Below are 20,491 nucleotides of genomic sequence, written 5' to 3'. Positions count from 1 at the left end.
GGCTCTCCATCGAAGCGGCCAGCTTATCAGAAGAAGATGCTTTGCAACAAGCCAACTCTTCCGCCTCGACGTTGCTCCTGGACATCAACGCGTTTGCCGCGTTCAGCCGGCGAAGCGGCTGAACACCTCGCGGATGGCCAGGCCGCCGCCGCCGATCAGGACGGCGAAATACAGGATCGTCAGGACATTGCTGACGTGGCCCAGCAGGATGCACAGGCCGTCGCGCTGCAGCAGCCCGATGGCGAGGAACAGGATGGCCACCGCCGGGAAGGTATTGCTGAAAGGAATCAGACCAAAGGGCATCATCAGCAGCACGGCCCCCAGGATCAGGGCCGCATTATTGAAGAAGGCGACCGGGCCGGCTGCCACCAGCCACTGGATGCGGTTTGGACGGCTGACGCGCTCGAGCTTCTTGAGCCAGGACAACGCCTTGCGCAGCAGCGGGCGCAGCTTGCGGGTGCCGATCACGCGGTGCGACAGTGTCGACGGGATCCACAGGTCGCGCCCGAACAGGCGGCTGACGCTGATGAGCAGGATGGCGGCGCCGAACACGGTGCTCACGCCGGGAATCGAGATCGGGATCAGGAACACCAGGGTCAGCAGGGTTACCAGGATCAGCAAGCCGTCGTTGCCGACGCGGTGGATCAATTCGCTGAGCGTGATGCCGGTGCGCGGCATGTCGCGCACCAGGGAGCGCAGGCGCTGGGAAACCGGTTCACTGTACATTGTGTTCATGTCGTCCTGAAATCTTGGGTTGTGCGGAACGACGCCTGGGCCGGGCCAGCGCGTCGGTGCGACAGTATAGCCGGGCCCGACCCGGGCGGCTAACGCTCGCGCAAGAGCTTGAACTGCCGCGCCTGCCGATGGTGGCCGGCGACCGACTGCTTGATGTACCGCGTCAGCGCGTCGCCGGTGAGCGAGAACGGATACAGGCCGGCGCGCGCCCGTTTTTCGGCGAACTCCGGGCTGGCCTCCATATTGTCGAACGCCTTCACCCAGCGCCGGTAGTCGGCCTCGCGCACGTCCGGCCCCATCCACACGCCGCGGATCACGGGCCAGACCACGTCATAGCCCTGCTCGCGCGCGGTTTTCACGCCGGACAGCGCGCCCGGCAGGCGCCGCTCGGACAGCACCGCCAGCACCCTCACACGGCCGTCGCCGGTATAGAGCAAGGCCTCGGAGGTGTCGCCCGACACCGCCTGCACGTGGTTTTCCTGCATCGCGATGAACTGCTCGCCGCCGCCCTCGAGCGCGACGAAGCGCATCTTGCGCGGATCGATGCCGGCCATCTGCGCCAGCAGCGCCATCTTGATCCAGTCCTGGCTCCCGACCGTGCCGGACATGCCGATCAAGACTTTTTTAGGATCGCGCTTCAGCGCGTGCAACAGGTCGTCGAGCGACTGCCAGGGCGAATCGGCGCGCACCGCGATCATGCCGTAGTCGGCGCCGAAGGCCGCCACCCAGCGCACGTCGTCGACGTCGGCGTCGCCGAATTTGCCCAGCGCGAGGTTGAGCACCGAACCGCCGGAAAAGGTGACCAGGGTGTTCGCTTCGGCGCGGCGCTGCGACACCATCGTGTGCCAGGCCACGGCGCCGACGCCGCCCGGCAGGTAGCTCAGCTGCAGCTCGGGCGCGCCGCTCTGGCCGTGCAAAGCCTTCTGGGCCAGCTTGCAGGTCAGGTCCATCCCGCCCCCGGGCTTGGACGGGATCAGGCATTCGGCCTCGCGCGGCTGGGCGCCGCCGGGCGCGGCGAGCGCCAGGCCCAGGATGGCGAGGAAGGTGTGCACGAATCTCATGGGACGCATGATAGCGCCATGCCGGCGGCAGTGGCGGACCGGCTCAGAAACGGTGCTGCATGCCGGCCGTGATGCCGGTCTGGGTCGAGCCAAAACCGGGGTCGTCGCGCGACAGGCCGACCAGTTGGCCGTGGTCGGCTTTCGCATGCGCCGCCGACAGGTAGAGCGTGGTGCGCTTGGACAGCGCCAGCATGCCGCGCACGACGAACATCGTCGGGTCGGCGTCCTCGATGGCCGGCACGTCCTTCGTGTTGACGTGGTAGACGGCGCCGGTCAGGGTCACGTTATCGATCGTGCGCGAGATCCCGCCCCAATAGGTGTCGGCGCGCAGGTCGGCGCCCGCCCTTCCCGCGTCGAACTCGAAACCGCGCATGCCGGCCGTGTAGCGCCATTTGCCCGTCTGGTAATCCGCCGCCAGGTGGTAGGCGGTGGTCTCGTCGCGCGCGGGCACGCCGGCGACCGCGTTGCCGTTGATCTGCTCATAGGCGGCCATCAAGCCAAGGCCGCCTTCGCCGAACCACGACCCGCCCAGCGCCAGCTTGCGGCCTTCGGCCAGGCTGCCCGAGCGCTCGCCCAGGCCGACCGTGGCGCCATAGGTGAAGCCGCCGCTCTTGCCGGTGTACTTGACCAGGTTGTCGAACTGGGTCGTCATGCCGTATTTCGACGGCCCGGTGGCGCTGGCGCCGGTGGCCCAGGAATAATTGGGGGCGAAGCCCAGCGGATCGAACTTGATCACCAGTTCATAGGTGGTAGTGAACGAGCGGCCGATGACGAGGCGGCCGAGCGAGCCGTCCAGGCCGACCCAGGCCTGGCGCTTGAACACGGCGCCATCGCTTTCGCCGGTATCCATCAGGAGGCCGCCTTCGAGCTGCCAGATCGCTTTCAGGCCGCCGCCGAGGTCTTCGCTGCCGCGAAAGCCCCAGCGCGAGGTGTTCTTGCCGCCCGAGATCACGCGCACCATGTTTCCGCCATCCTCGGCGGCATGGTTGACGTATTCGACGCCGGCGTCGATCAGGCCGTAGACCTCGACGTTGCTCTGGGCGTGGACGGAATGGTTCAGGGAAAGCGCTGCCAGGACGGCGAGCGCGAGGGCCGACTGCTTCATGGTGTCTCCGAATCTTATATGTTCGTATTGCTTTATTCGACCGACTATATGCGCGGCTACCTTTCAGTTCGCTTTCAGTCCCGGCTCCGCTTTCGTACCGGATGAACCAGCTGCCAACCATCACCGCGTGGACGGCGGAGCCGACTCGGCGTCCCCGTCCCCCCTACCGCCGCCGGGCCTTTGCGCTTACACTGGCGCGATGAGAATCCTGCTAGTTGAAGATCACGTCGAGCTGTCGCACTGGGTGTCGAAGGCGCTGCGCGACGCCCACCTCACCGTCGAATGCGCCAGCACCGGCGCCGATGCCGACGCCCTGCTGCACACCCAGGACTATGCGCTGGTGATCCTGGACCTGACCCTGCCGCGCATGGACGGCCTGGACGTGCTGCGCCGCCTGCGCGCCCGCGGCGGCGCGCGCGCAAACACGCCGGTGCTGATCCTGACCGCGCGCGGCGGCCTGGAAGACAAGGTGCAGGGGCTGAACCTGGGCGCCGACGACTACCTGGCCAAACCGTTCGAGCTGGCCGAACTCGAAGCGCGCGTGAAGGCGCTGCTGCGCCGGCGCAGCGGCAACGAGGCGCTGGTGCACCGCTGCGGCCAGCTCGCCTTCGACACCGTTTCGCGCATGTTTTCCTACTGCGGCGAGCCGCTGGCGCTGACGCCGCGCGAGCACGCGGTGCTCGAAGCGCTGATCGCCAGGCCGGGCCGCGCGCTATCGAAGGAAAAACTGTTCCAGGAAGTGTTCGCACTGAGCGACGACGCCAATCTCGACGCCATCGAGCTGTACATCCACCGCATCCGCAAGAAGCTCGAGCGGCCCGGGGGCGACGCCGCCATCGTGACCCTGCGCGGCATCGGCTACCTGATGCAAGAAAAACCCGCCTGAGGCCATGGCCCAGCGCATCTCCCTGCTGCAACGGGCCGCGGCCCGGCCGCTCGGCAGCCTGCGCCAGCAGCTGCTGCGCTGGCTGATCCTGCCGCTGGTGGCGCTGGTCGCGCTCAATGCGGTGTCGCTGTACCGCGACGCGCTGGAAGCGGCCGACGTGGCCTACGACCGTTCGCTGCTGTCTTCCACGCGCGCGCTGGCCGAGCGCGTGACGGTCAAGGATGGCAAGGTGGTGGCCAACGTTCCCTATGTGGCGCTGGACAGCTTCGAGACCGACACCCTGGGCCGCATCTACTACAAGGTCACCGGCCTGGATGGCGAGACGGTCAGCGGCTACGACGACCTGCCGCCGGTGCCGGCGGGCGTGCCGCGCAGCGACCTGTATCCGGCCCTGGTGCGCTTCTACCACGCCAGCTACAACGGCGAACCGGTGCGCATCGCGGCCCTGCTGCAGCCGGTCTACGACGATTCGATGCGCGGCATCGCCCTGATCCAGGTCGGCGAAACCCTCGACGCGCGCAACGCCCTGTCGCGCGACATCCTCCTGAATACCCTGCTGCGCCAGGCCGTGCTGGTGCTGGCGGTGGCGGCGCTGGTGTGGTTCGCAGTGCGGCTGGTGCTGCGGCCCCTGATGCGGCTCAAGAACGAGGTCGAGACGCGCCCGCTGTCCGACCTGTCGACCATCGACCAGGCCCTGGTGCACAAGGAGGTGCGGCCGCTGGTGGCGGCCATGAACGGCACCATGGCGCGCATGCAGGACCTGATCGCCAGCCAGCGCCGCTTCATCGCCGACGCCTCGCACCAGCTGCGCACCCCGCTCGCGGTGCTCAAGACCCAGGCCACGCTGGCCCTGCGCGAGAACGATCCGGCCGCGATGCGCGCCATCGTCGCTTCGATCGCCGGCACCACCGACTCGGCGATCCACCTGGCCAACCGCCTCCTGGTGCTGGCGCGCATCGAGCATGGCGGCGGCGGAGAACAGGCGCAGCCGGTGACGCTGGCGCTCGTGGCGCGCCAGGTGGGACTGGAGCTGGCCCTGCCGGCGGTGCAGAAGGACATCGACCTGGCGCTCGACGTCGAAGCCAACGCCGACACCACGGTCGTCGGCCGGGAATTGCTGCTGCACGAACTGGTGGCGAACCTGGTCGACAACGCGATCCGCTACACGCCCGCCGGCGGCAGCGTGCTGCTGTGGGTGGGACGGCGCGACGAACGTGTCGTGCTGGCGGTGAGCGACAGTGGTCCCGGCATTCCTGACGCCGAATACGACAACGTCCTGATGCCGTTCTACCGCGCCCAGTCCACGCTGGAAGCCAATCCCGGCGGCACCGGGCTGGGCCTGGCGATCGTGCGCGACGTCGCCAGCCTGCACGGCGCCGCCCTGAAGCTCGGGCGCGCGGATGCCGGCGGCTTGAAAGTCGAGGTGATCTTCGACGCGCCGCGCGCTGAAAGCTGATTGAAAGCTTGCGCGGCCTATAGTTGGCGAAAACGGGGCACTACCCCATTCACGACAACGATCGGAGACATCATGAAGCAGCCGGCTTTCGCGCGCGCCGTCCTGGCCACGCCATTCCCTACCCTCCGCGGAGCATGACATGCTGACCATCCTCGCCTATTCGATGGTCGTCGTCTTCATGTTCCTGATCATGACCAAGCGCCTGCCGGCGCTGGTCGCGCTGATCGTCGTGCCGATCGCCTTCGGCCTGATCGGCGGCTTCGGCGCCGGCCTCGGCCCGATGATGCTGGAAGGGATCCGCTCGCTGGCCCCCACCGGCGTCATGCTGATGTTCGCCATCCTGTATTTCGGCATCATGATCGACGCCGGCCTGTTCGACCCGATCGTGCGCATCATCCTCAAGCTCGTGCAGGGCGACCCGATGAAGATCGTGGTCGGCACCGCGGCGCTGGCGATGTTCATCTCGCTCGACGGCGACGGCGCCACCACCTACATGATCACGGTGTCGGCCATGCTGCCGCTGTACATGCGCCTGGGGATGAGCCGCCTGACGATGGCCTGCGTCATCATGCTGGCCGGCGGCGTGATGAACATCCTGCCCTGGGGCGGCCCGACGGCGCGCGCCGCCACCGCGCTGGGCGTGGACGTGAGCGACATCTTCGTGCCGATGATCCTGCCGATGGCGGTCACCGCCGTGTGGGTGATGTTCGTGGCCTGGGTGCTGGGCATGCGCGAACGCAAGCGCCTGGGCACCGTGAGCCTGCCGGGCCAGGCAAATATCAAGAAGCCGGCGCCGGTGGCCAAGCTGCAACCGGCCTTCCCGGAACTCGCGGTGGCCGGCGCCATGAACGGCACCACCGGCGAGTGGAGCGCCGCGCCAGGCGCCGCATCGCTCGGGGGCAATGTGCACGCCTTTGCCGCCGGCCGCATCGAAGCCGATGGCGGCGGGCTGCAAAGCCCGGCCGGATCGGGCGGCACGGGCGGTGGCGACGAGCCGCCGGTCGGCGTGTCCTCGCCCGACACCGCGCGCCCCAGACTGATCTGGGTGAACTTCCTGCTGACCGTGGCGCTGCTGGTGTTGCTGGTGCTGGGCGCCCTGCCGCTGCCGGTGCTGTTCATGATTTTCTTCGCGATCGCCATCACCGTGAACTATCCGAGCCTGGAAGCGCAAAAGGCGCGTATCGAGGCGCATGCGGCGAACGTGCTGCCGGTGGTGTCGCTGATCTTCGCGGCCGGCATCTTCGTCGGCATCCTGCAGGGCACCAAGATGGTCGACGCCATCGCCCTGAGCGTGATCGCGGCGGTGCCGGAGTGGATGGGGCCTTACCTGGCGATCGTCACCGGCATCCTGAGCATTCCGTTCACCTTCTTCATCTCGAACGACGCCTTCTATTTCGGCGTGGTGCCGGTGCTGGCCAAGGCCGCCGAGGTGTATGGCATCACGGCGGCGGAAATCGGCCGTGCCTCGGTCATCGGCCAACCGGTGCACCTGCTCAGCCCCCTGGTCGCCTCCACCTACCTGCTGGTCGGGATGTGCAAGGTCGAATTCGGCGACCATCAACGCTATACCCTGATCTGGTCGATCTCGGCCTCGCTGGTGATGCTGGTCGCCGCCGTCATCTTCGGCGTGGTGCCACTGATGGGATCAGGAGCCTGAGGTCATTTTCCGAGAAGGATGCGATGGCTAATGTGCACGGGCAGGCGACGGCTTGTGCATCCTCGATCTTCTCAAGCGCCTTCAATCCGGTCGATGTTTGATCGTTCGCGTCCCTCACCTCGGCGTTCGCTGCTGCAATCGCTTGGAACACGCAATTCTGAGCATATCAGCGTCGAGGACGACCATGACAGAAGGAATCCGGATTGATGCCCGTGACGCGGCGCCAACGATTCGCGGCGAACAAGGCCATCTTCTCGCTGCACTGTTAGCCTACTTTGCTGCGCACCTATTGATCCAGATGACGGTCACTGACTCGCTGGAGCGGGACGAGGCCGAGATCGTGTACCTTACGCAGCGACTGCAGCTCGGTTACGGAACCCAGCCGCCGCTGTACGCATGGTTGCAGTGGCTGGCATTCTCGATGTTCGGTCTGAACCTCTTTGCGCTGGCACTGCTCAAGGTGCTGATCCTCCTTGCCCTGTACCTCGGCATGTACCGGGCGGCGCGGCCGCTGATCGGCGTCCATGGCGCGCTGGCCGCCGCCGCCTCGCTCGTGCTTTTCCCGCAGATAGGCTGGGAATCGCTGCGCGACCTGACCCACTCCGTGCTCCTGACCAGCATCGCCTGCGCCACGCTGTGGTGTTATTTCGCCGTGCTGCGTAAACCTGATGCAGGACGCTACGCCTTGTTCGGCCTGCTGGTCGGACTCGGCCTGCAGACGAAATACAACTTCGGCATTTTCTTGGCCGGACTTGTCTGTGCCAGCCTCCTCGTGCGCGAGCATCGGGACGTCCTCTGGAACCGCAAAGTCGTGATCGCGGCGGGGGCGGCGTTCCTGGTGTTCCTGCCACATGGCGCGTGGTTGATGCAGAACCTGGACGCCGCGGCCGCCGGTACGGTGCGCAAGCTGGCGGAAGGCACTGGAAAAGCCGGCTACCTGAACAACGTTGGCGCCGGGCTGGCAAGCCTGTTGTCGGCAGTCCTGGCATTCGCGGTGCTGCCGGTGCTCGTCTACCTATTCGCCTTGCGCCGCCTGCGCAAGCAGATCGCATTCGATGTCCGCGCGCCGGAAAGTCGCTTTTTCCTCTGCCTGTACGCCAGCTTTTTCGCGCTGCTGGTCGCGATTGTCTTCACAGGCGAGGTCGGGAAGATCAAGGATCGATGGATGATGCCGCTGCTGTTCTCGCTGCCGCTGGCATTGTTTGCCGTCGCGCCCAGGTTGTCGCGACAGGCCGCGTTCGAACGCCTTCGCCCGGTCGTCGTCGCGGTCGGCTTGCTCGTTCTGATACTGCTGCCGATGCGCACCTGGTTCGGACCGGCGCTTGGCAAGGTCGCCCCACCGCATCACCCCTATCCGGAGCTGGCCTCGGAACTCGTGCGCCGTTTTCCGGCGACGACCACGGTGGTGACCGAAGGAACGCTCATCGCCGGGAATCTTCATTTTGAACAGCCCCGCCTGCGGACGCTGCTGCTGGAGCACGCCATCCGTAGCGAAGAGCGACTTGCCGGGCAGGTGCTGCTGGTCATGGACGAGGACGCAAAGACTGGTTGGCTTGACCGTTTCCGCCTGGCCTGCCCGCAAGCCCAGGTCACGGAGCAGGGCCGGATCCGTCTCGGCTACCGTTTCGGGGGCAAGGGAAGCATGACCTTCGACTATGTCCATCTCAACGTGGAGGGCAAAACATGCTGCTGTCAGTCGTGATTCCGGTAATGAACGAACAGGGTAACATCGCGCCCCTCGTGGATTGCATTGCCGCCGCCCTGTCCGGCATCGAGCATGAGGTGATTTTCGTCGACGACGGCTCGCACGACGACACGATCGGTGAAATCGAGCGTGTCGCGCGGCCCAACACCCGGATCCTGGTTTTCAACCGCAATTACGGGCAGACGACAGCGATGGCTGCCGGCATCGATGCAGCGCGCGGCGAATTGATCGTCATGCTCGACGGCGATCTGCAGAATGATCCCTGCGACATACCGCTGATGATGGAAAAATTGGCGCTGGAGAACTGGGACGTGGTTGCCGGTATCCGCACCAGGCGCAAGGATGGCTTTTTGCTGCGCAAGGTCCCGAGCAAGATTGCGAATTGGCTCATCCGCCACTCGACAGGTGTGTTCATCCGCGACTATGGCTGCACGCTGAAGCTGTTGAAGGCAGACGTCGCCAGGGGCCTGAGCCTGTACGGTGAGCTGCATCGCTACATGCCGGTACTGGCGAGCATGTACGGCGCCCGCATGACCGAGATGGAGGTGCGCCACCACGCGCGACACGCGGGTGTGTCGAAATATGGCATCGGTCGCACCCTCAAAGTCGCCAGCGATCTGCTGCTGATGCTGTTCCTCAAGAAGTATGGCCAGCGCCCGATGCATTTTTTCGGCGGCGCCGGCCTGTTCCTGTTGTTGGCGGGCTGCCTGGTCAACCTCTGGCTGCTGCTGCAGAAGCTGATGGGGGAATCCATCGGCGGCCGGCCACTGCTGATATTGGGCGTGCTGCTCACGGTGGCCGGCATCCAGCTGATCACGACCGGCTTCGTTGCCGACCTGGTGATGCGGACTTATTACGAATCGCAGAAGAAAAAGCCCTATACGATCAAGAAAGAGATTTGTGTTTAGTGGCCGCCAAAAGCTCGCACTGCAGTGCATGATTACTGCGATCCTGGCAGGATTGGTATTGCGGCAGCTTGACATGACCCAGTACCGGCATCTGTCGCTGACAGGGCCTGTCCTGGCCGGACTGCTGCTTGGCGTCCTGTTGTTCAACCTGTCGAAGATTGCCGGCGCTTTGCGGCTCAACATCTACCAGCGCCACGTTGGACTGCGTATCGGCGAAATCGATAACCTGAAGCTGTATTACGCCGGCATGTACCTTAATCTTGCGCTGCCTGGCGGCATCGGCGGCGACGGATACAAGATATTGGTATTGCGCCGTCAGGGCGCGGCATCCGGAAAAGTGCTGGTCGGGATCACGTTGTTCGACCGTTTCAGCGGCCTGCTGGCCCTTCTGCTCCTTGGCTGTGCTTTCGTGCCATTCCTTGGTCTCGGCTGGCTGAGTCACGCGGTGCACGCCTGGGTGGCTGGCTGCCTGACGATCTTCGTGGCCCTGGTCCTGGCCCACCGTTGCTGGTTGAAGATGCGGTGGCCCGGGATTTTCTGCGCCTGTTGCGGCGCTCTCGTCGTCCAGATCCTCCAACTTGCCTGCATGGCGGCCATCATTGCCGGATTAGGCGTGCCTCTCGGCCAGTATCCGCAGTATCTGGCTGTGTTCCTCGCATCTTCGATCGCCGCAGTCCTGCCCGTCACCATTGGCGGCCTTGGCATGCGCGAGCTGACGTTTGTTTATGGGCTGCGCCTGCTCGGCCTGGGATCGGAGGTCGGGGTGCTGGCCGCAATCGTGTTCTTTCTGATTACCGCAGGATCGTCGCTGATCGGGGCGGCGTTGCTTCCAGGGAGTTGGGAAACCTACGCGCGCAGCTGACACCTCACACTGCGCCGGCGAGTCGCACCGCTCGCATATACTGCTTCCATGCCCGCTCCCCTCGACCGCCCCGCCGCTGACGACACCCGCCCGCCCCTGGTGCGCACCGAGGGCGACCGCCGCACCCTCGAGTTCACCCCCGGCGACGTCCAGAGCGAGATGCTGGTCTCGCGGCCCGACGCGCTGGTGCTGGAATACACGCGCGCCATGATGTGCTTCGCGCTGTTCGTGCCCGACCCGCGCCATATCGTGATGGTCGGCCTGGGCGGCGGCTCGCTGGCCAAGTTTTGCCACCGCTATTTTCCGCGCGCCCGCATCACCGTGCTCGAGATCCGGGATGACGTGATCGCCCTGCGCGACCAGTTCTGCCTGCCGCCCGACGACGCGCGCCTGCATGTCTTGCATTGCGACGCGGCCGACTACCTGGCGCGCATGCCGCTCTGCTGCGACGTGCTGCTGGTCGACGGCTTCGACACCCAGGGCCTGCCGTCCGACCTGGCAAGCAGCGCCTTCTATGGCGCCTGCCGGCGCGCCCTGCAACCGGGCGGCGTGCTGGTGGCGAACATCTTTACCTACGATCCCCAGTATGCGAGCACGCTGCAGCGGCTGCGCGCCGCCTTTGACGGCCGCCTGGCCTGGTTCGCGCGCATCGCCGGCAATAACCGGATCCTGTTCGCGCTGCGCCCCGGCCACCCGGGCGTGACTCCGGGCCGCGGCGAGCGCCTGCTGGCCCGGATGGCGCGCAAGGAAGGCTGCGGCCTGGGCTGGAGCAACCGCTTGCTGGCGCGCCTGCTGGTGGCCTGGCTGGCGCGGCGCCGGGCGTGAACGTGTGGCCGAATTGTCTCGCACGATAGGATTTGTTTGCGAGCCCATCGCGTTTATGACACACTTGCGCGGATTAATGCCTACCAGCAAGCAGTTTTCCTTCAATCCACCTACATCGTCAGACCATAGTCCAGGAACACGACCCGATGCCGCGCCGACCGATCCGTTCACTGACACTCGCGGCGGCCCTCACCCTGGGGGGCGGCCTGGCGGCTTCCCTCGGCCTGTTCGTGGGCGTCAGCCACCTCGAATACGACAATATGGCGCTCGCCTTCGCCCAGCGCGCCGACGAGCGGGTGGCGGCGGTGCGCCAGGGGATGAATGGGGCGATCGAAGTGCTGGCGGTGACCAACCAGCTGTTCTCGAACGGCGAGCCGGTCAGCCGCGAACGCTTCGCCGACTTCACCGCGCGCCTGCTGGAGCGGCACCAGTTCATCCAGGCCTTCCATTACCACCGGGTGGTGCGGGCCGACGAGCGCGCGGCGGTCGAGGCCGAACTGCAGCGCGTGCGGCCGGGCGCCGTCCTGACCGAAAAAACACCGGGCGGCCTGGCGCCGGCGCTCCCGCGCGGCCGCTACCACGTGATCGAGTACGTCGAGCCGATGCAGGGCAACGAAGGCGCCTTCGGCCTGGACCTGAGCCGCGATGCGTCCCTCATGACCGCGCTCGACGGGGCGAAGAACAGCGGCCAGCCCACCGCGACCAGCCTGTTCACGCTGGTGCGGACCGGGACCGTCGCCTTCGACCTGGTCATGCCGGTGTTCGGCAAGCGCGGCGAGCTGCTCGGCAATACCGCGGCCGTCGTCCGGGGCAAGCAGCTGGTGCACGAGTCGCTGCTCGGGGCCGGCCTGCTGGAGCGGGACGACATCTTCGTATCGGTGTATGCCGGCGAACAGGCCGATCCGGCGGCGCTGCTGCTGTCGACCGGTCCCACCACGCCCCGGGCGCGCCCGGCGCTCGCCAGCTGGCTGCGGCCGGACCACGGCGCCAGCGCCACCGTGCTGCGCGCCGGCGGGCGTCCATGGCGGGTCGAGGTGGCCGCCGCGCCGCGCCCCTTCCTGGCCGACCACATGGCTTCTGTGGCGCTGCTGGTGGGCGGCATCCTGGTGACGCTGCTCGGCACCGCCTTCGTCCAGTCGGCGGGGATGCGCGCGCGCAAGGTCCAGCAACTGGTGCGCCAGCGCACCTCGGACCTGCGCCGCAGCAACCGCCGCCTGATCGAGGACATGGCCGCGCGCGAGCGCGCCGAGAAGGCGCTGCTGCAAAGCGAACAGCGCTTCCGCCAGCTGGTCGCGATGTCGTCCGACTGGTACTGGGAACAGGACAAGGATTTCCGCTTCACGATGATCACCGGCGGCTTCACCGAGAAATCGGGCGTCGCGGTCGAGGGCCTGCTCGGCAAGACGCGCTGGGAATACGTGCCGGGCCTGCTCGACAGCGAGGGCGGGCGCGAGCACCTGGTCAGGATGCAGGCCCACGAGGCATTCACGAATCTCGAATACCAGATCGTCGACGATCGCGGCGACACGCGCTGGTTCTTGGTCAACGGCCAGCCGATCTTCGACGACCAGGGCGCGCTGCAGGGCTACCGCGGCACCGGCAGCGACATCACCGAACGCAAGCTCACCGAGCAGCGCGTGCACCACGTGGCCCAGCACGACGTGCTGACCGGCCTGCCCAACCGCTCGCTGCTGCAGGACCGCCTGGGCCAGGCGCTCGCCTACGCCAACCGCAGCGGCCGTCCGGTATGGGTGATGCTGATCGACCTCGACCGCTTCAAGTTCGTCAACGACAGCATGGGCCACAAGGCCGGCGACGTGCTGCTGGTGACGGTGGCGGCGCGCCTGCGCTCGTCGCTGCGCGATGCCGACACCGTGGCGCGCCTGTCGGGCGACGAATTCGTGGCCATCCTGGGCGAACATGCCGACGAGCCGCTCAATCCGGCCATCGTGCAGCGGGTGATGGATGCGGTGGCGCAGCCGGTCATGCTCGGCAACAAGGAATTCTTCGTCACCTGCTCGATCGGCGTGGCGGTGTATCCAAGCGAAGGCACGTCGAGCGAGAACCTGATCGAACATGCCGACATCGCCATGTACCGCGCCAAGAAGCTGGGCCGCAACAACTTCCAGTTCTATACCCCGGCCATGAACGAGGAATCGCTGGAGCGGGTGCGCATCGAAAGCGCGCTGAGGAATGCACTGGAACGCGATGAGTTCGTGCTGCACTACCAGCCGCAGGTCGACCTCAAGAGCGGCCAGATCGTGGGCATGGAAGCGCTGATCCGCTGGAACCATCCGGAGCTGGGCATGGTGCCGCCGGGCCGCTTCGTCGGCGTGGCCGAGGAGACCGGCCTGATCGTCCAGATCGGGGCCTGGGTGATGCGCACCGCCTGCGCCCAGAACAAGGCCTGGCAGGATGCCGGCTTGCCGCGCCTGCGGGTGGCGGTGAACCTGTCGGCGCGCCAGTTCGGCGCCCCCGACCTGCTGGAAAGCCTGGAGTCGGCCCTGTACGACACCGGGCTGGACCCGGCCTGCCTCGAGATCGAGCTGACCGAAAGCCTGTTCATGAGCGACGTCACGCCGGCGGTGGAGCTGCTGCACCGGATGAAGGCGCTCGGGGTAAACCTGTCCATCGACGACTTCGGCACCGGCTACTCGAGCTTCTCCTACCTGTCGCGCTTCCCGATCGACGTGCTCAAGATCGACCGTTCCTTCGTGGCCGACATCACGCATGACGCCAACGACGCCGCGATCGTGACCTCGATCATCGCCCTGGCCCACAACCTGAAGCTGGCGGTGATCGCCGAGGGCGTGGAAACGGCGGAACAGCTCGACTACCTGCGCAGCCACGGCTGCGACGAAATGCAGGGCTATTACTTCAGCAAGCCGCTGCCAGCCGATGACTTCGAGCAGTTGCTGCGCCAGCGCCGCGCGCTGCCGGCGCCGCAGCTCGAGCAGGAAGCATCATTGCCCGTTTAAATCGACGCTGAGGCGGCGCCGCAACGCCCCTATCCGGCAAGCATGAGAATTGTCTTCTCGAAAACATTTCCATAGCCATTTGATGATCGGTAGACGTACAATCACCGTGCTTATATTGCATTGACGGAGTACGACCATGATGATCAACGAAACGCCTGACGCGGCAAGCGCGTCCGGCGTGCAGGCGGGCCGCAGACAGCGCGTGGACGACCGAACGCGCGACCTGGTGAACCAGGCGGTGGCGTCGATCCCGACGCTCGGCCTGGCGCGCGCAGCGGAATTCCTGGCCACGATGAACGTGCCGGCCGAGGTGGCGGTGCGGGCGCTGGTCTATCCGAAGCTGCGCCGCGCCAGCTAGCCGCCGGCGCCACCGCTGGGTATCAGCGGCGTTCTTCCTGCTGGTCGATGTCGGCCAGCGATTCGCGGCCGCGCTCGCTGAGCGCATGGCCGCCCGCCTCGAGCGGCAGGATGTGCGATTTGCGGCCCAGGAAGCGCAGCACGTCTTCGTCGACCGCCGCCATCGGGTCGGCGGCGAGCGCGCGCAGGCCCAGCACGCAGCGGCGCAGGAACAGCACTTCTTCGCCTTTGTCGGTGAGCGCCAGCCGCTTGTCGCGGCCGAAGGACATCAGCTTGATGCCGCACAGGCGCTTGGTGTTGCGCCCGACGCAGGCCGTCGCCAGGTTCTGCTTGCCACCACGGCGCACCAGTTCCAGCGCATCGTATTCGTCCGTCGTCAGCTTTTCGTTTTTCATTACCGCATTCAATTAAGCAAAGGGCGCATGGTACGCGCCTCGGCCCATGGCGGCAACCTTCAGCGCAGCGAACGCAGCGCGTACCAGCCGATCCCGGCGCCGGCAATCACCCCGAGCAGCAGCGCCAGCCGGGCGTGGGTGGAATCCAGCAGCGGGCGGCGGCCCAGGTAAATCTTGTTGTACAAGGTCGAACCCATCATCTCCTCCTGCTTTTTATTGTTACAAGCTCATTATAGAAACCGCATTGTTGCCGCTATGTGACAGCGAGCACACCCGCGTCACGGACGACGAAAAAGCAACACCGCATGCGCCGTCCTGCCGCGCGCCGGGACTGCGGGCGGCCTGTTAGGATCGTACGACATTGACAACTTTAGCGGAGCACAGCATGAACGACCCGACGCCCAGTATCGATCCCAAGAACAAGGGCCGCGCGATGTACGACGAAGCGGACATCGGTAGCGGCGAACGTTCTCCGGGGCAGCACGAAACCGATGAAATGATTCGCGGAATTCCTCCATTGCCATCGAACCGGCAGGCCGACGAAGGCGCGCAGCACGGCGACAAGGAAGACAAAGAAGGCGGCGGTGCGCCGGAAGGCAACCGCCAGGGAACGCCCGGAGTCTGAGTTCCAGGCCGACTAGTGTGCCCGGATCGGCGGTTCGGGCAGGCGCGGTTCCTCGACCGGGGCATTGACCGGGTCGGGAACGTCGTCCGGCACCGGCGGCGGCGCGGGCGGCGCCGGCGGTTCGCCGGGAAATTCCGGGTCGGGCGTGGAATGGAAGTGCTGGCTGACGCGCTCGCGCCAGGATTCAAACGATTGCAGTTCGCTCATATGGGCCTCTCAGGTTGGACGCGCGCCGGACTTGCCTGGATGCTGGCGCGCGAGGACATGGAAGGCAACGTTGTTGCCTGCTGTTGCCTGTTACCGCGGCGGGCAGGCGCCCGCCGCGCCGGTGGCGCACCACCGGCAAAACCACTCATCACTTCTCTCAGCGCCTGGCCTTCTGCTTGGCGCCGCCGCCGGCGCCTTCGCCGGTGCCGGCCTTGATGCGCGACTTGGCATTGTGGCTGCTCTTGTCCGACTTGCCGGCGCGCTGTTTGGCCTGGTCTTCCTCGGACAGGTTGCCCGGTGCGCCCGACTGCTTGTTCTGGGCGCCGCTCGACTTGGAGTTGCTCATGTTTCCCCTCCCGATCAGTGGATGAAGTCGACACCAGCCTAGCACGTATCCCGGCGCCGGGATTTTCGATTGGGCGGCCCATGCCGCCATGTTCCACGCGCTGCAACTCGGCTATAGTGGCGGCTGCCCTGTCATTGTCATCCTGCCCATGCGCCTGTCCAGCCTGCTTCCTGCCCTCCTGTTCGGCGCGCTTTTGAACGCCCACGCCGCGCCAACGCATCTCAGTCCAATGAAACTCGATGAATACCTGGCCCTGACCGGCCCCGCCCCCACCGCCAGGCTCGCCTATGGCCCCGCCCCCTCGCAATATGCCGAACTGTTCGTGCCGCAGGGCGCGGGGCCGTTCCCGGTGGCGGTGCTGGTGCATGGCGGCTGCTGGACCAGCAAGTTCGGCGGCATCCGCCAGTTCCGCAATATGGCCGGCGCCCTGGCCGCGCGCGGCATCGCCGTCTGGAACGTCGAATACCGGCGCGTGGACGAGGAAGGCGGCGGCTATCCCGGCATGTACCTCGACATGCATGCGGCGCTCGACCTGCTCGCGGCCAATGCGGCGGCGCACAAGCTCGACCTGGAACGCATCGTCGCCGTGGGCCATTCGGCCGGCGGCCAGCTGGTGCAGTGGATCGCGGGCCGGGCGCGCATCCCGGCCGGCAGCCCCCTCTACCACCCCGATGGCCTGAAGGTCGACCGCATCGTCAGCCTGGGCGGCCTGGCCGACCTGCGCCATGAAGCGGCGCTGATCAAGTCCAGCTGCGATCGCGACATCGCGCAACTGGCCGGCACGCCGAGTCCCGAACGGCCGGACGTGCTGGTCGACACCAACGCCGCCGACCTGATGCCCAACGGCAGCCGCACCTGGCTCGTGACCGGGGCGCTCGACACGATCTCGCCGCCACGGGTGGCCCACGACTACGCGGCGCGCGCAAAGGCCGCCGGCGACGCGGCCGAGGTCGTGATCCTGCCGGACGCCAGCCACTACGACGAAGTGGCCGCGACCTCGCCCGCCTGGCCGCACGTGCTGCGGGTGATCGAACAGGCGCTGGGCATTCAATGAAACACGAAGGAGTCTCCATCTTGAAACCGATCGTGCCGGCGCTGCTGGCGATGAGCTTGCTCGCCACTTCTGCTGCTGCGCTGGCGCAGTCCTGGTCGCGCGTGGCCGACGCCTCGCTGGCGCGCCAGGAAATCTATCCGACCGTGCTGGACGACAAGGTCTACGTGGCCGGCGGCATCCTGAGCGCGGCGCCGGGCTTCACCGACCTCTTCGAAGCCTATGACGCGGGAGCGGATCGCTGGACCAGGCTGGCGCCGCTGCCCGAAGGCCGCCACCACATCGCCCTGGCCGCGGCCGGCGGCAAGATCTACGGCATCGGCGGCTTCTCCGGCGCGATTCCCGACTGGCGCGCCCACGCCTCGGTCTTCATCTACGACCCGAAGTCCGACCGCTGGTCGAACGGCCCCGCCCTACCGCAGCCCCGGGCCGAAGGCGTGGTGGCAACGAGCGGCGGCAAGATCTACTTCATCGGCGGACGCATGCCGACCAGCCCCGATGCGAAGCACATCAGCGAACACGCCGACACCAACCGCGCCGAGGTCCTGGACCCACGCTCGGGCCGCTGGTCGCGCATCGCGGACGCCCCCAGCGCGCGCAACAGCGCGGCCGGCGCCGCGATCGGCGACAAGATCTACGTCGTGGGCGGACGGCAGATGGTCGAGCAGGCCGACGGCAGGTCGCGTCCGGTCAACGTGGCGACGCTGGAAGTGTATGACCCGGCCCGCGATCGCTGGGAGACCCGCGCGCCCATGCCGCTGGCCCAGGGCGGCCTGGCGGCGGCCGCCCATGACGGAAAGCTGTATGTGTTCGGCGGCGAGCAGTTCGTCCCGCAAGCCAAGGTGTTCGCCGAATCCTGGGTATACGACCCGGCACTGGACCGCTGGTCGGCGCTGCCGGCCATGCCGACGCCGCGCCATGGACACGGCGCGGCAGTGGTCGGCAACCGCGTCTACCTGATGGGCGGCGGCGAGAAGGTCGGGGTCGCGGCCAGCGCCGCGCACGAAGCGCTCGCGCTGCCGGCCCGGTAAGCCGGGCGCTATTCGGCCATTCGTCAGTAGAGCACCACCGAGCGGATCGATTCGCCGCTCTTCATCAGGTCGAAGCCTTCGTTGATGCGTTCGAGCGGCAGGCGGTGCGTGATCAGGTCGTCGATATTGAGCTTGCCCTCCATGTACCAGTCGACGATCTTCGGCACGTCGGTGCGTCCGCGCGCGCCGCCGAAGGCCGAGCCCTTCCACTCGCGCCCGGTCACCAGCTGGAACGGCCGGGTCGCGATTTCCTGGCCGGCGGCGGCCACGCCGATGATGAAGGACTGGCCCCAGCCTTTATGGGTGCATTCGAGCGCCTGGCGCATCAGCGTGGTGTTGCCGACGCACTCGAAGCTGTAGTCGGCGCCGCCGTCGGTCAGTTGCACGATGTGGTCGACCACGTTCGCGACCTCGTTCGGATTGATGAAATCGGTCATGCCGAACTTGCGGGCCATGGCTTCGCGCGCCGGGTTGATGTCGACGCCGATGATCTTGTCGGCGCCAACCATCTTCGCGGCCTGGATCACGTTCAGGCCGATGCCGCCGAGCCCGAACACGACCACGTTGGCCCCGGCCTCCACCTTGGCCGAGAACAGCACCGCGCCGACGCCGGTGGTGACGCCGCAGCCGATGTAGCAGACCTTGTCGAACGGCGCGTCGCTGCGGATCTTCGCCAGCGCAATCTCGGGCACCACGATGTAGTTCGAGAAGGTCGACGTGCCCATGTAGTGGAACAGCGGCTTGCCGTCCAGCGAAAAGCGCGAGGTGGCATCGGGCATCAGGCCGCGCCCCTGGGTCGAGCGGATCGCCTGGCACAGATTGGTCTTGCGCGACAGGCAGAATTTGCACTGGCGGCACTCCGGCGTGTACAGCGGGATGACGTGGTCGTCCTTCCTGAGGGTGGTCACGCCCGGGCCGACGTCGACCACGACGCCGGCGCCCTCGTGGCCCAGGATCGCCGGGAACAGGCCTTCCGGATCGGCGCCCGACAGCGTGTAGTAATCGGTGTGGCAGATGCCGGTGGCCTTCAGCTCGACCAGCACCTCGCCTGCGCGCGGGCCTTGCAGGTCCACTTCCTCGATCGTCAGCGGCTGGCCCGCCTGCCATGCGACGGCTGCTTTGGTTTTCATGGTGATCCTCGTTTGATTTGATTGGCCGACAGTATGCGCGCCCGGACCCGCGCCCTGGACCGCAGGACGCGAGAATGGCAGGATTTTGCCGCATGAAGACTGGATTTTGCCGCTGGCTGCGGCGACAATGGCGCATGACCAGCACGCCCCCACCCGCCACCGACGCCATCGCGGAGCGCACCCGGACCGTCGACATCGTGGTCTACCCCGGCTTCAAGGCAATGGAGGCGATCGGGCCGATGTCGGTGTTCGAGTACGCCAACCTGCATCTCGCACGCCGTCAGCGGCCGCCCGGCTACGACGTGCGCATTGCCTCATACCGTCTCGGCCCGGTGCCGTCGGACACCCTGATGTCGCTCGAGGCGACCAAGGTATTGAACACGCTGTCCCTGCCCCACAGCGCGATCGTGGTCGGCGCCCGCCACATCGAGGCGGCCCTGGCGGACGGCGCCGCGATCGTCGACTGGGTGGCGGCGGCCTGCCCCCGCATCGAACGTCTGGCCTCGCTCTGTTCGGGCGCCTTCTTTCTCGCCGCCGCCGGAGTACTCGACGGCAAGCGCGCCACCACCCACTGGAGCGTGGCCGAGCGCCTGCAGGCGTTTCACCCCGCCATCGCGGTCGAGGCCGACGCGATCTTCATCCGCGACGGCAAGCTGTGGACCTCGGCCGGCGTCACCGCCGGCATGGACCTGGCGCTGGCCCTGGTCGAGGAAGATTTCGGCCGCGACCTGGCGCTCGAGGTGGCCACCGAAATGGTGGTCTACCTGAAGCGTCCCGGCGGCCAGTCGCAATTCAGCTCCTACCTCAGGAGCGAACGCACCGCGCGCCCGAACATCCGCGAATTGCAGAACTGGATCCTGGACAATCTGCACGAACGCTTCACGACGGCGCAGCTGGCCGCCAGGGCGATGATGAGCGAGCGCCACTTCGCCCGCGTGTTCCAGCAAGAGGTGGGCCTGAGCGCCCAGGAATTCATCGAGGCCAGCCGCTTCGAACGGGCCACCCACCTGCTGGCCGACATTGCGCTGCCCTTGAAGACGGTGGCGGCGCGCGCCTGCTTCAGCGACGAGGCGCATATGCGGCGGGTGTTCATGAAGAAGCTGGGCATTACCCCGAAGCTGTACCGCGAACGCTTTGCAACGACCGGACTCGACAGCGCCGCATGAGCGCC

21 protein-coding genes are annotated in these 20,491 nt (G+C 66.7%); 13 read left to right on the top strand and 8 right to left on the bottom strand.

What is annotated here, in order from left to right; all coding sequences use genetic code 11:
* Positions 1–102: 102 nt before the first annotated feature.
* The 3 genes from ABIB42_RS16865 to ABIB42_RS16855 form a co-directional block, all read right to left on the bottom strand.
* Positions 103–735 carry an exopolysaccharide biosynthesis protein gene (locus tag ABIB42_RS16865; protein WP_005669651.1) on the bottom strand — a complete coding sequence of 211 codons (633 nt, stop codon included), beginning with the start codon at positions 733–735 and terminating at the stop codon, positions 103–105.
* A gap of 89 nt (positions 736–824) precedes the next feature.
* Entirely contained in the window at positions 825–1,805 is a 981-nt protein-coding gene (locus tag ABIB42_RS16860; RefSeq protein WP_005669648.1) for a tripartite tricarboxylate transporter substrate binding protein, read from the bottom strand.
* A 34-nt stretch (positions 1,806–1,839) separates the two neighbouring features.
* A complete protein-coding gene (locus ABIB42_RS16855) occupies positions 1,840–2,901 on the bottom strand; it encodes a porin (protein WP_219863566.1) in 1,062 nt (353 codons plus the stop codon).
* 199 nt (positions 2,902–3,100) lie between these two features.
* On the opposite strand from ABIB42_RS16855, the gene ABIB42_RS16850 reads away from it, so the two are divergent.
* The 9 genes from ABIB42_RS16850 (at position 3,101) to ABIB42_RS16810 (ending at position 14,536) form a co-directional block, all read left to right on the top strand.
* Positions 3,101–3,787: a response regulator gene (locus ABIB42_RS16850; protein ID WP_071363282.1), complete on the top strand. Its 687-nt coding sequence runs from the start codon at positions 3,101–3,103 to the stop codon at positions 3,785–3,787.
* 4 nt (positions 3,788–3,791) lie between these two features.
* Positions 3,792–5,243, top strand: a complete 1,452-nt coding sequence (locus ABIB42_RS16845) for a sensor histidine kinase (RefSeq protein WP_429248679.1) — start codon at positions 3,792–3,794, stop codon at positions 5,241–5,243.
* Positions 5,244–5,382: 139 nt separating this feature from the next.
* Complete coding sequence (locus tag ABIB42_RS16840) at positions 5,383–6,900, top strand: CitMHS family transporter (protein ID WP_429248678.1); 1,518 nt, start codon at positions 5,383–5,385, stop codon at positions 6,898–6,900.
* A 184-nt stretch (positions 6,901–7,084) separates the two neighbouring features.
* Positions 7,085–8,602: a glycosyltransferase family 39 protein gene (locus tag ABIB42_RS16835; protein WP_429248677.1), complete on the top strand. Its 1,518-nt coding sequence runs from the start codon at positions 7,085–7,087 to the stop codon at positions 8,600–8,602.
* Entirely contained in the window at positions 8,584–9,513 is a 930-nt protein-coding gene (locus ABIB42_RS16830; protein WP_429248676.1) for a glycosyltransferase family 2 protein, read from the top strand. Before ABIB42_RS16835 ends, ABIB42_RS16830 begins: the two co-directional genes overlap by 19 nt.
* A 28-nt stretch (positions 9,514–9,541) precedes the next feature.
* Positions 9,542–10,375 carry a lysylphosphatidylglycerol synthase transmembrane domain-containing protein gene (locus tag ABIB42_RS16825; RefSeq protein ID WP_429248675.1) on the top strand — a complete coding sequence of 278 codons (834 nt, stop codon included), beginning with the start codon at positions 9,542–9,544 and terminating at the stop codon, positions 10,373–10,375.
* Between the two features lie 48 nt (positions 10,376–10,423).
* Positions 10,424–11,200 (top strand): transferase spermidine synthase, encoded by a 777-nt coding sequence (locus ABIB42_RS16820; protein WP_429248674.1) that lies wholly within the window; start codon positions 10,424–10,426, stop codon positions 11,198–11,200.
* A 146-nt stretch (positions 11,201–11,346) separates the two neighbouring features.
* Entirely contained in the window at positions 11,347–14,178 is a 2,832-nt protein-coding gene (locus ABIB42_RS16815; protein WP_429248673.1) for a bifunctional diguanylate cyclase/phosphodiesterase, read from the top strand.
* A gap of 136 nt (positions 14,179–14,314) precedes the next feature.
* The gene (locus ABIB42_RS16810; RefSeq protein WP_005669630.1) at positions 14,315–14,536 is read left to right on the top strand and encodes a hypothetical protein; all 222 of its coding nucleotides are present in this window, start codon (positions 14,315–14,317) and stop codon (positions 14,534–14,536) included.
* 22 nt (positions 14,537–14,558) lie between these two features.
* Here ABIB42_RS16810 and ABIB42_RS16805 read toward each other — a convergent pair whose 3' ends face one another.
* Complete coding sequence (locus ABIB42_RS16805) at positions 14,559–14,930, bottom strand: hypothetical protein (RefSeq protein WP_005669628.1); 372 nt, start codon at positions 14,928–14,930, stop codon at positions 14,559–14,561.
* Between the two features lie 59 nt (positions 14,931–14,989).
* On the bottom strand, positions 14,990–15,130 hold the full coding sequence (locus ABIB42_RS16800) for a hypothetical protein (protein WP_218146021.1): 141 nt from the start codon (positions 15,128–15,130) through the stop codon (positions 14,990–14,992).
* A gap of 185 nt (positions 15,131–15,315) precedes the next feature.
* On the opposite strand from ABIB42_RS16800, the gene ABIB42_RS16795 reads away from it, so the two are divergent.
* The gene (locus tag ABIB42_RS16795) at positions 15,316–15,555 is read left to right on the top strand and encodes a hypothetical protein (RefSeq protein ID WP_005669625.1); all 240 of its coding nucleotides are present in this window, start codon (positions 15,316–15,318) and stop codon (positions 15,553–15,555) included.
* Between the two features lie 12 nt (positions 15,556–15,567).
* Here the strand turns inward: ABIB42_RS16795 and ABIB42_RS16790 are convergent, their stop codons facing one another.
* The gene (locus tag ABIB42_RS16790) at positions 15,568–15,762 is read right to left on the bottom strand and encodes a hypothetical protein (protein WP_005669623.1); all 195 of its coding nucleotides are present in this window, start codon (positions 15,760–15,762) and stop codon (positions 15,568–15,570) included.
* A gap of 157 nt (positions 15,763–15,919) precedes the next feature.
* A complete protein-coding gene (locus ABIB42_RS16785) occupies positions 15,920–16,108 on the bottom strand; it encodes a hypothetical protein (RefSeq protein ID WP_071363290.1) in 189 nt (62 codons plus the stop codon).
* A gap of 88 nt (positions 16,109–16,196) precedes the next feature.
* Between ABIB42_RS16785 and ABIB42_RS16780 the strand changes: the two genes are divergently transcribed.
* Both ABIB42_RS16780 and ABIB42_RS16775 read left to right on the top strand, forming a co-directional pair.
* The gene (locus ABIB42_RS16780) at positions 16,197–17,162 is read left to right on the top strand and encodes an alpha/beta hydrolase family protein (protein WP_429248672.1); all 966 of its coding nucleotides are present in this window, start codon (positions 16,197–16,199) and stop codon (positions 17,160–17,162) included.
* Between the two features lie 20 nt (positions 17,163–17,182).
* On the top strand, positions 17,183–18,190 hold the full coding sequence (locus ABIB42_RS16775) for a Kelch repeat-containing protein (RefSeq protein WP_005669619.1): 1,008 nt from the start codon (positions 17,183–17,185) through the stop codon (positions 18,188–18,190).
* Positions 18,191–18,213: 23 nt separating this feature from the next.
* On the opposite strand, the gene ABIB42_RS16770 is transcribed toward ABIB42_RS16775, so the two are convergent.
* Positions 18,214–19,320 (bottom strand): S-(hydroxymethyl)glutathione dehydrogenase/class III alcohol dehydrogenase, encoded by a 1,107-nt coding sequence (locus ABIB42_RS16770; RefSeq protein ID WP_005669617.1) that lies wholly within the window; start codon positions 19,318–19,320, stop codon positions 18,214–18,216.
* 134 nt (positions 19,321–19,454) lie between these two features.
* Between ABIB42_RS16770 and ABIB42_RS16765 the strand changes: the two genes are divergently transcribed.
* Entirely contained in the window at positions 19,455–20,486 is a 1,032-nt protein-coding gene (locus ABIB42_RS16765) for a GlxA family transcriptional regulator (RefSeq protein WP_429248686.1), read from the top strand.
* Positions 20,487–20,491: the final 5 nt, after the last annotated feature.

Source organism: Massilia sp. UYP32, from assembly GCF_050434365.1.
In the GTDB taxonomy this organism is placed as follows: domain Bacteria; phylum Pseudomonadota; class Gammaproteobacteria; order Burkholderiales; family Burkholderiaceae_D; genus Telluria; species Telluria timonae.
The sequence above is the reverse complement of the archived record's forward strand: the minus strand, read 5'-3'. Positions and strand labels throughout refer to the sequence as shown.

Coding starts and splice junctions, on each gene's coding strand:
- ABIB42_RS16865 (WP_005669651.1), bottom strand. CDS start 735: ATGAACACAATGTACAGTGAACCGGTTTCCCAGCGCCTGCGCTCCCTG.
- ABIB42_RS16860 (WP_005669648.1), bottom strand. CDS start 1,805: ATGCGTCCCATGAGATTCGTGCACACCTTCCTCGCCATCCTGGGCCTG.
- ABIB42_RS16855 (WP_219863566.1), bottom strand. CDS start 2,901: ATGAAGCAGTCGGCCCTCGCGCTCGCCGTCCTGGCAGCGCTTTCCCTG.
- ABIB42_RS16850 (WP_071363282.1), top strand. CDS start 3,101: ATGAGAATCCTGCTAGTTGAAGATCACGTCGAGCTGTCGCACTGGGTG.
- ABIB42_RS16845 (WP_429248679.1), top strand. CDS start 3,792: ATGGCCCAGCGCATCTCCCTGCTGCAACGGGCCGCGGCCCGGCCGCTC.
- ABIB42_RS16840 (WP_429248678.1), top strand. CDS start 5,383: ATGCTGACCATCCTCGCCTATTCGATGGTCGTCGTCTTCATGTTCCTG.
- ABIB42_RS16835 (WP_429248677.1), top strand. CDS start 7,085: ATGACAGAAGGAATCCGGATTGATGCCCGTGACGCGGCGCCAACGATT.
- ABIB42_RS16830 (WP_429248676.1), top strand. CDS start 8,584: ATGCTGCTGTCAGTCGTGATTCCGGTAATGAACGAACAGGGTAACATC.
- ABIB42_RS16825 (WP_429248675.1), top strand. CDS start 9,542: ATGATTACTGCGATCCTGGCAGGATTGGTATTGCGGCAGCTTGACATG.
- ABIB42_RS16820 (WP_429248674.1), top strand. CDS start 10,424: ATGCCCGCTCCCCTCGACCGCCCCGCCGCTGACGACACCCGCCCGCCC.
- ABIB42_RS16815 (WP_429248673.1), top strand. CDS start 11,347: ATGCCGCGCCGACCGATCCGTTCACTGACACTCGCGGCGGCCCTCACC.
- ABIB42_RS16810 (WP_005669630.1), top strand. CDS start 14,315: ATGATGATCAACGAAACGCCTGACGCGGCAAGCGCGTCCGGCGTGCAG.
- ABIB42_RS16805 (WP_005669628.1), bottom strand. CDS start 14,930: ATGAAAAACGAAAAGCTGACGACGGACGAATACGATGCGCTGGAACTG.
- ABIB42_RS16800 (WP_218146021.1), bottom strand. CDS start 15,130: ATGATGGGTTCGACCTTGTACAACAAGATTTACCTGGGCCGCCGCCCG.
- ABIB42_RS16795 (WP_005669625.1), top strand. CDS start 15,316: ATGAACGACCCGACGCCCAGTATCGATCCCAAGAACAAGGGCCGCGCG.
- ABIB42_RS16790 (WP_005669623.1), bottom strand. CDS start 15,762: ATGAGCGAACTGCAATCGTTTGAATCCTGGCGCGAGCGCGTCAGCCAG.
- ABIB42_RS16785 (WP_071363290.1), bottom strand. CDS start 16,108: ATGAGCAACTCCAAGTCGAGCGGCGCCCAGAACAAGCAGTCGGGCGCA.
- ABIB42_RS16780 (WP_429248672.1), top strand. CDS start 16,197: ATGTTCCACGCGCTGCAACTCGGCTATAGTGGCGGCTGCCCTGTCATT.
- ABIB42_RS16770 (WP_005669617.1), bottom strand. CDS start 19,320: ATGAAAACCAAAGCAGCCGTCGCATGGCAGGCGGGCCAGCCGCTGACG.
- ABIB42_RS16765 (WP_429248686.1), top strand. CDS start 19,455: ATGACCAGCACGCCCCCACCCGCCACCGACGCCATCGCGGAGCGCACC.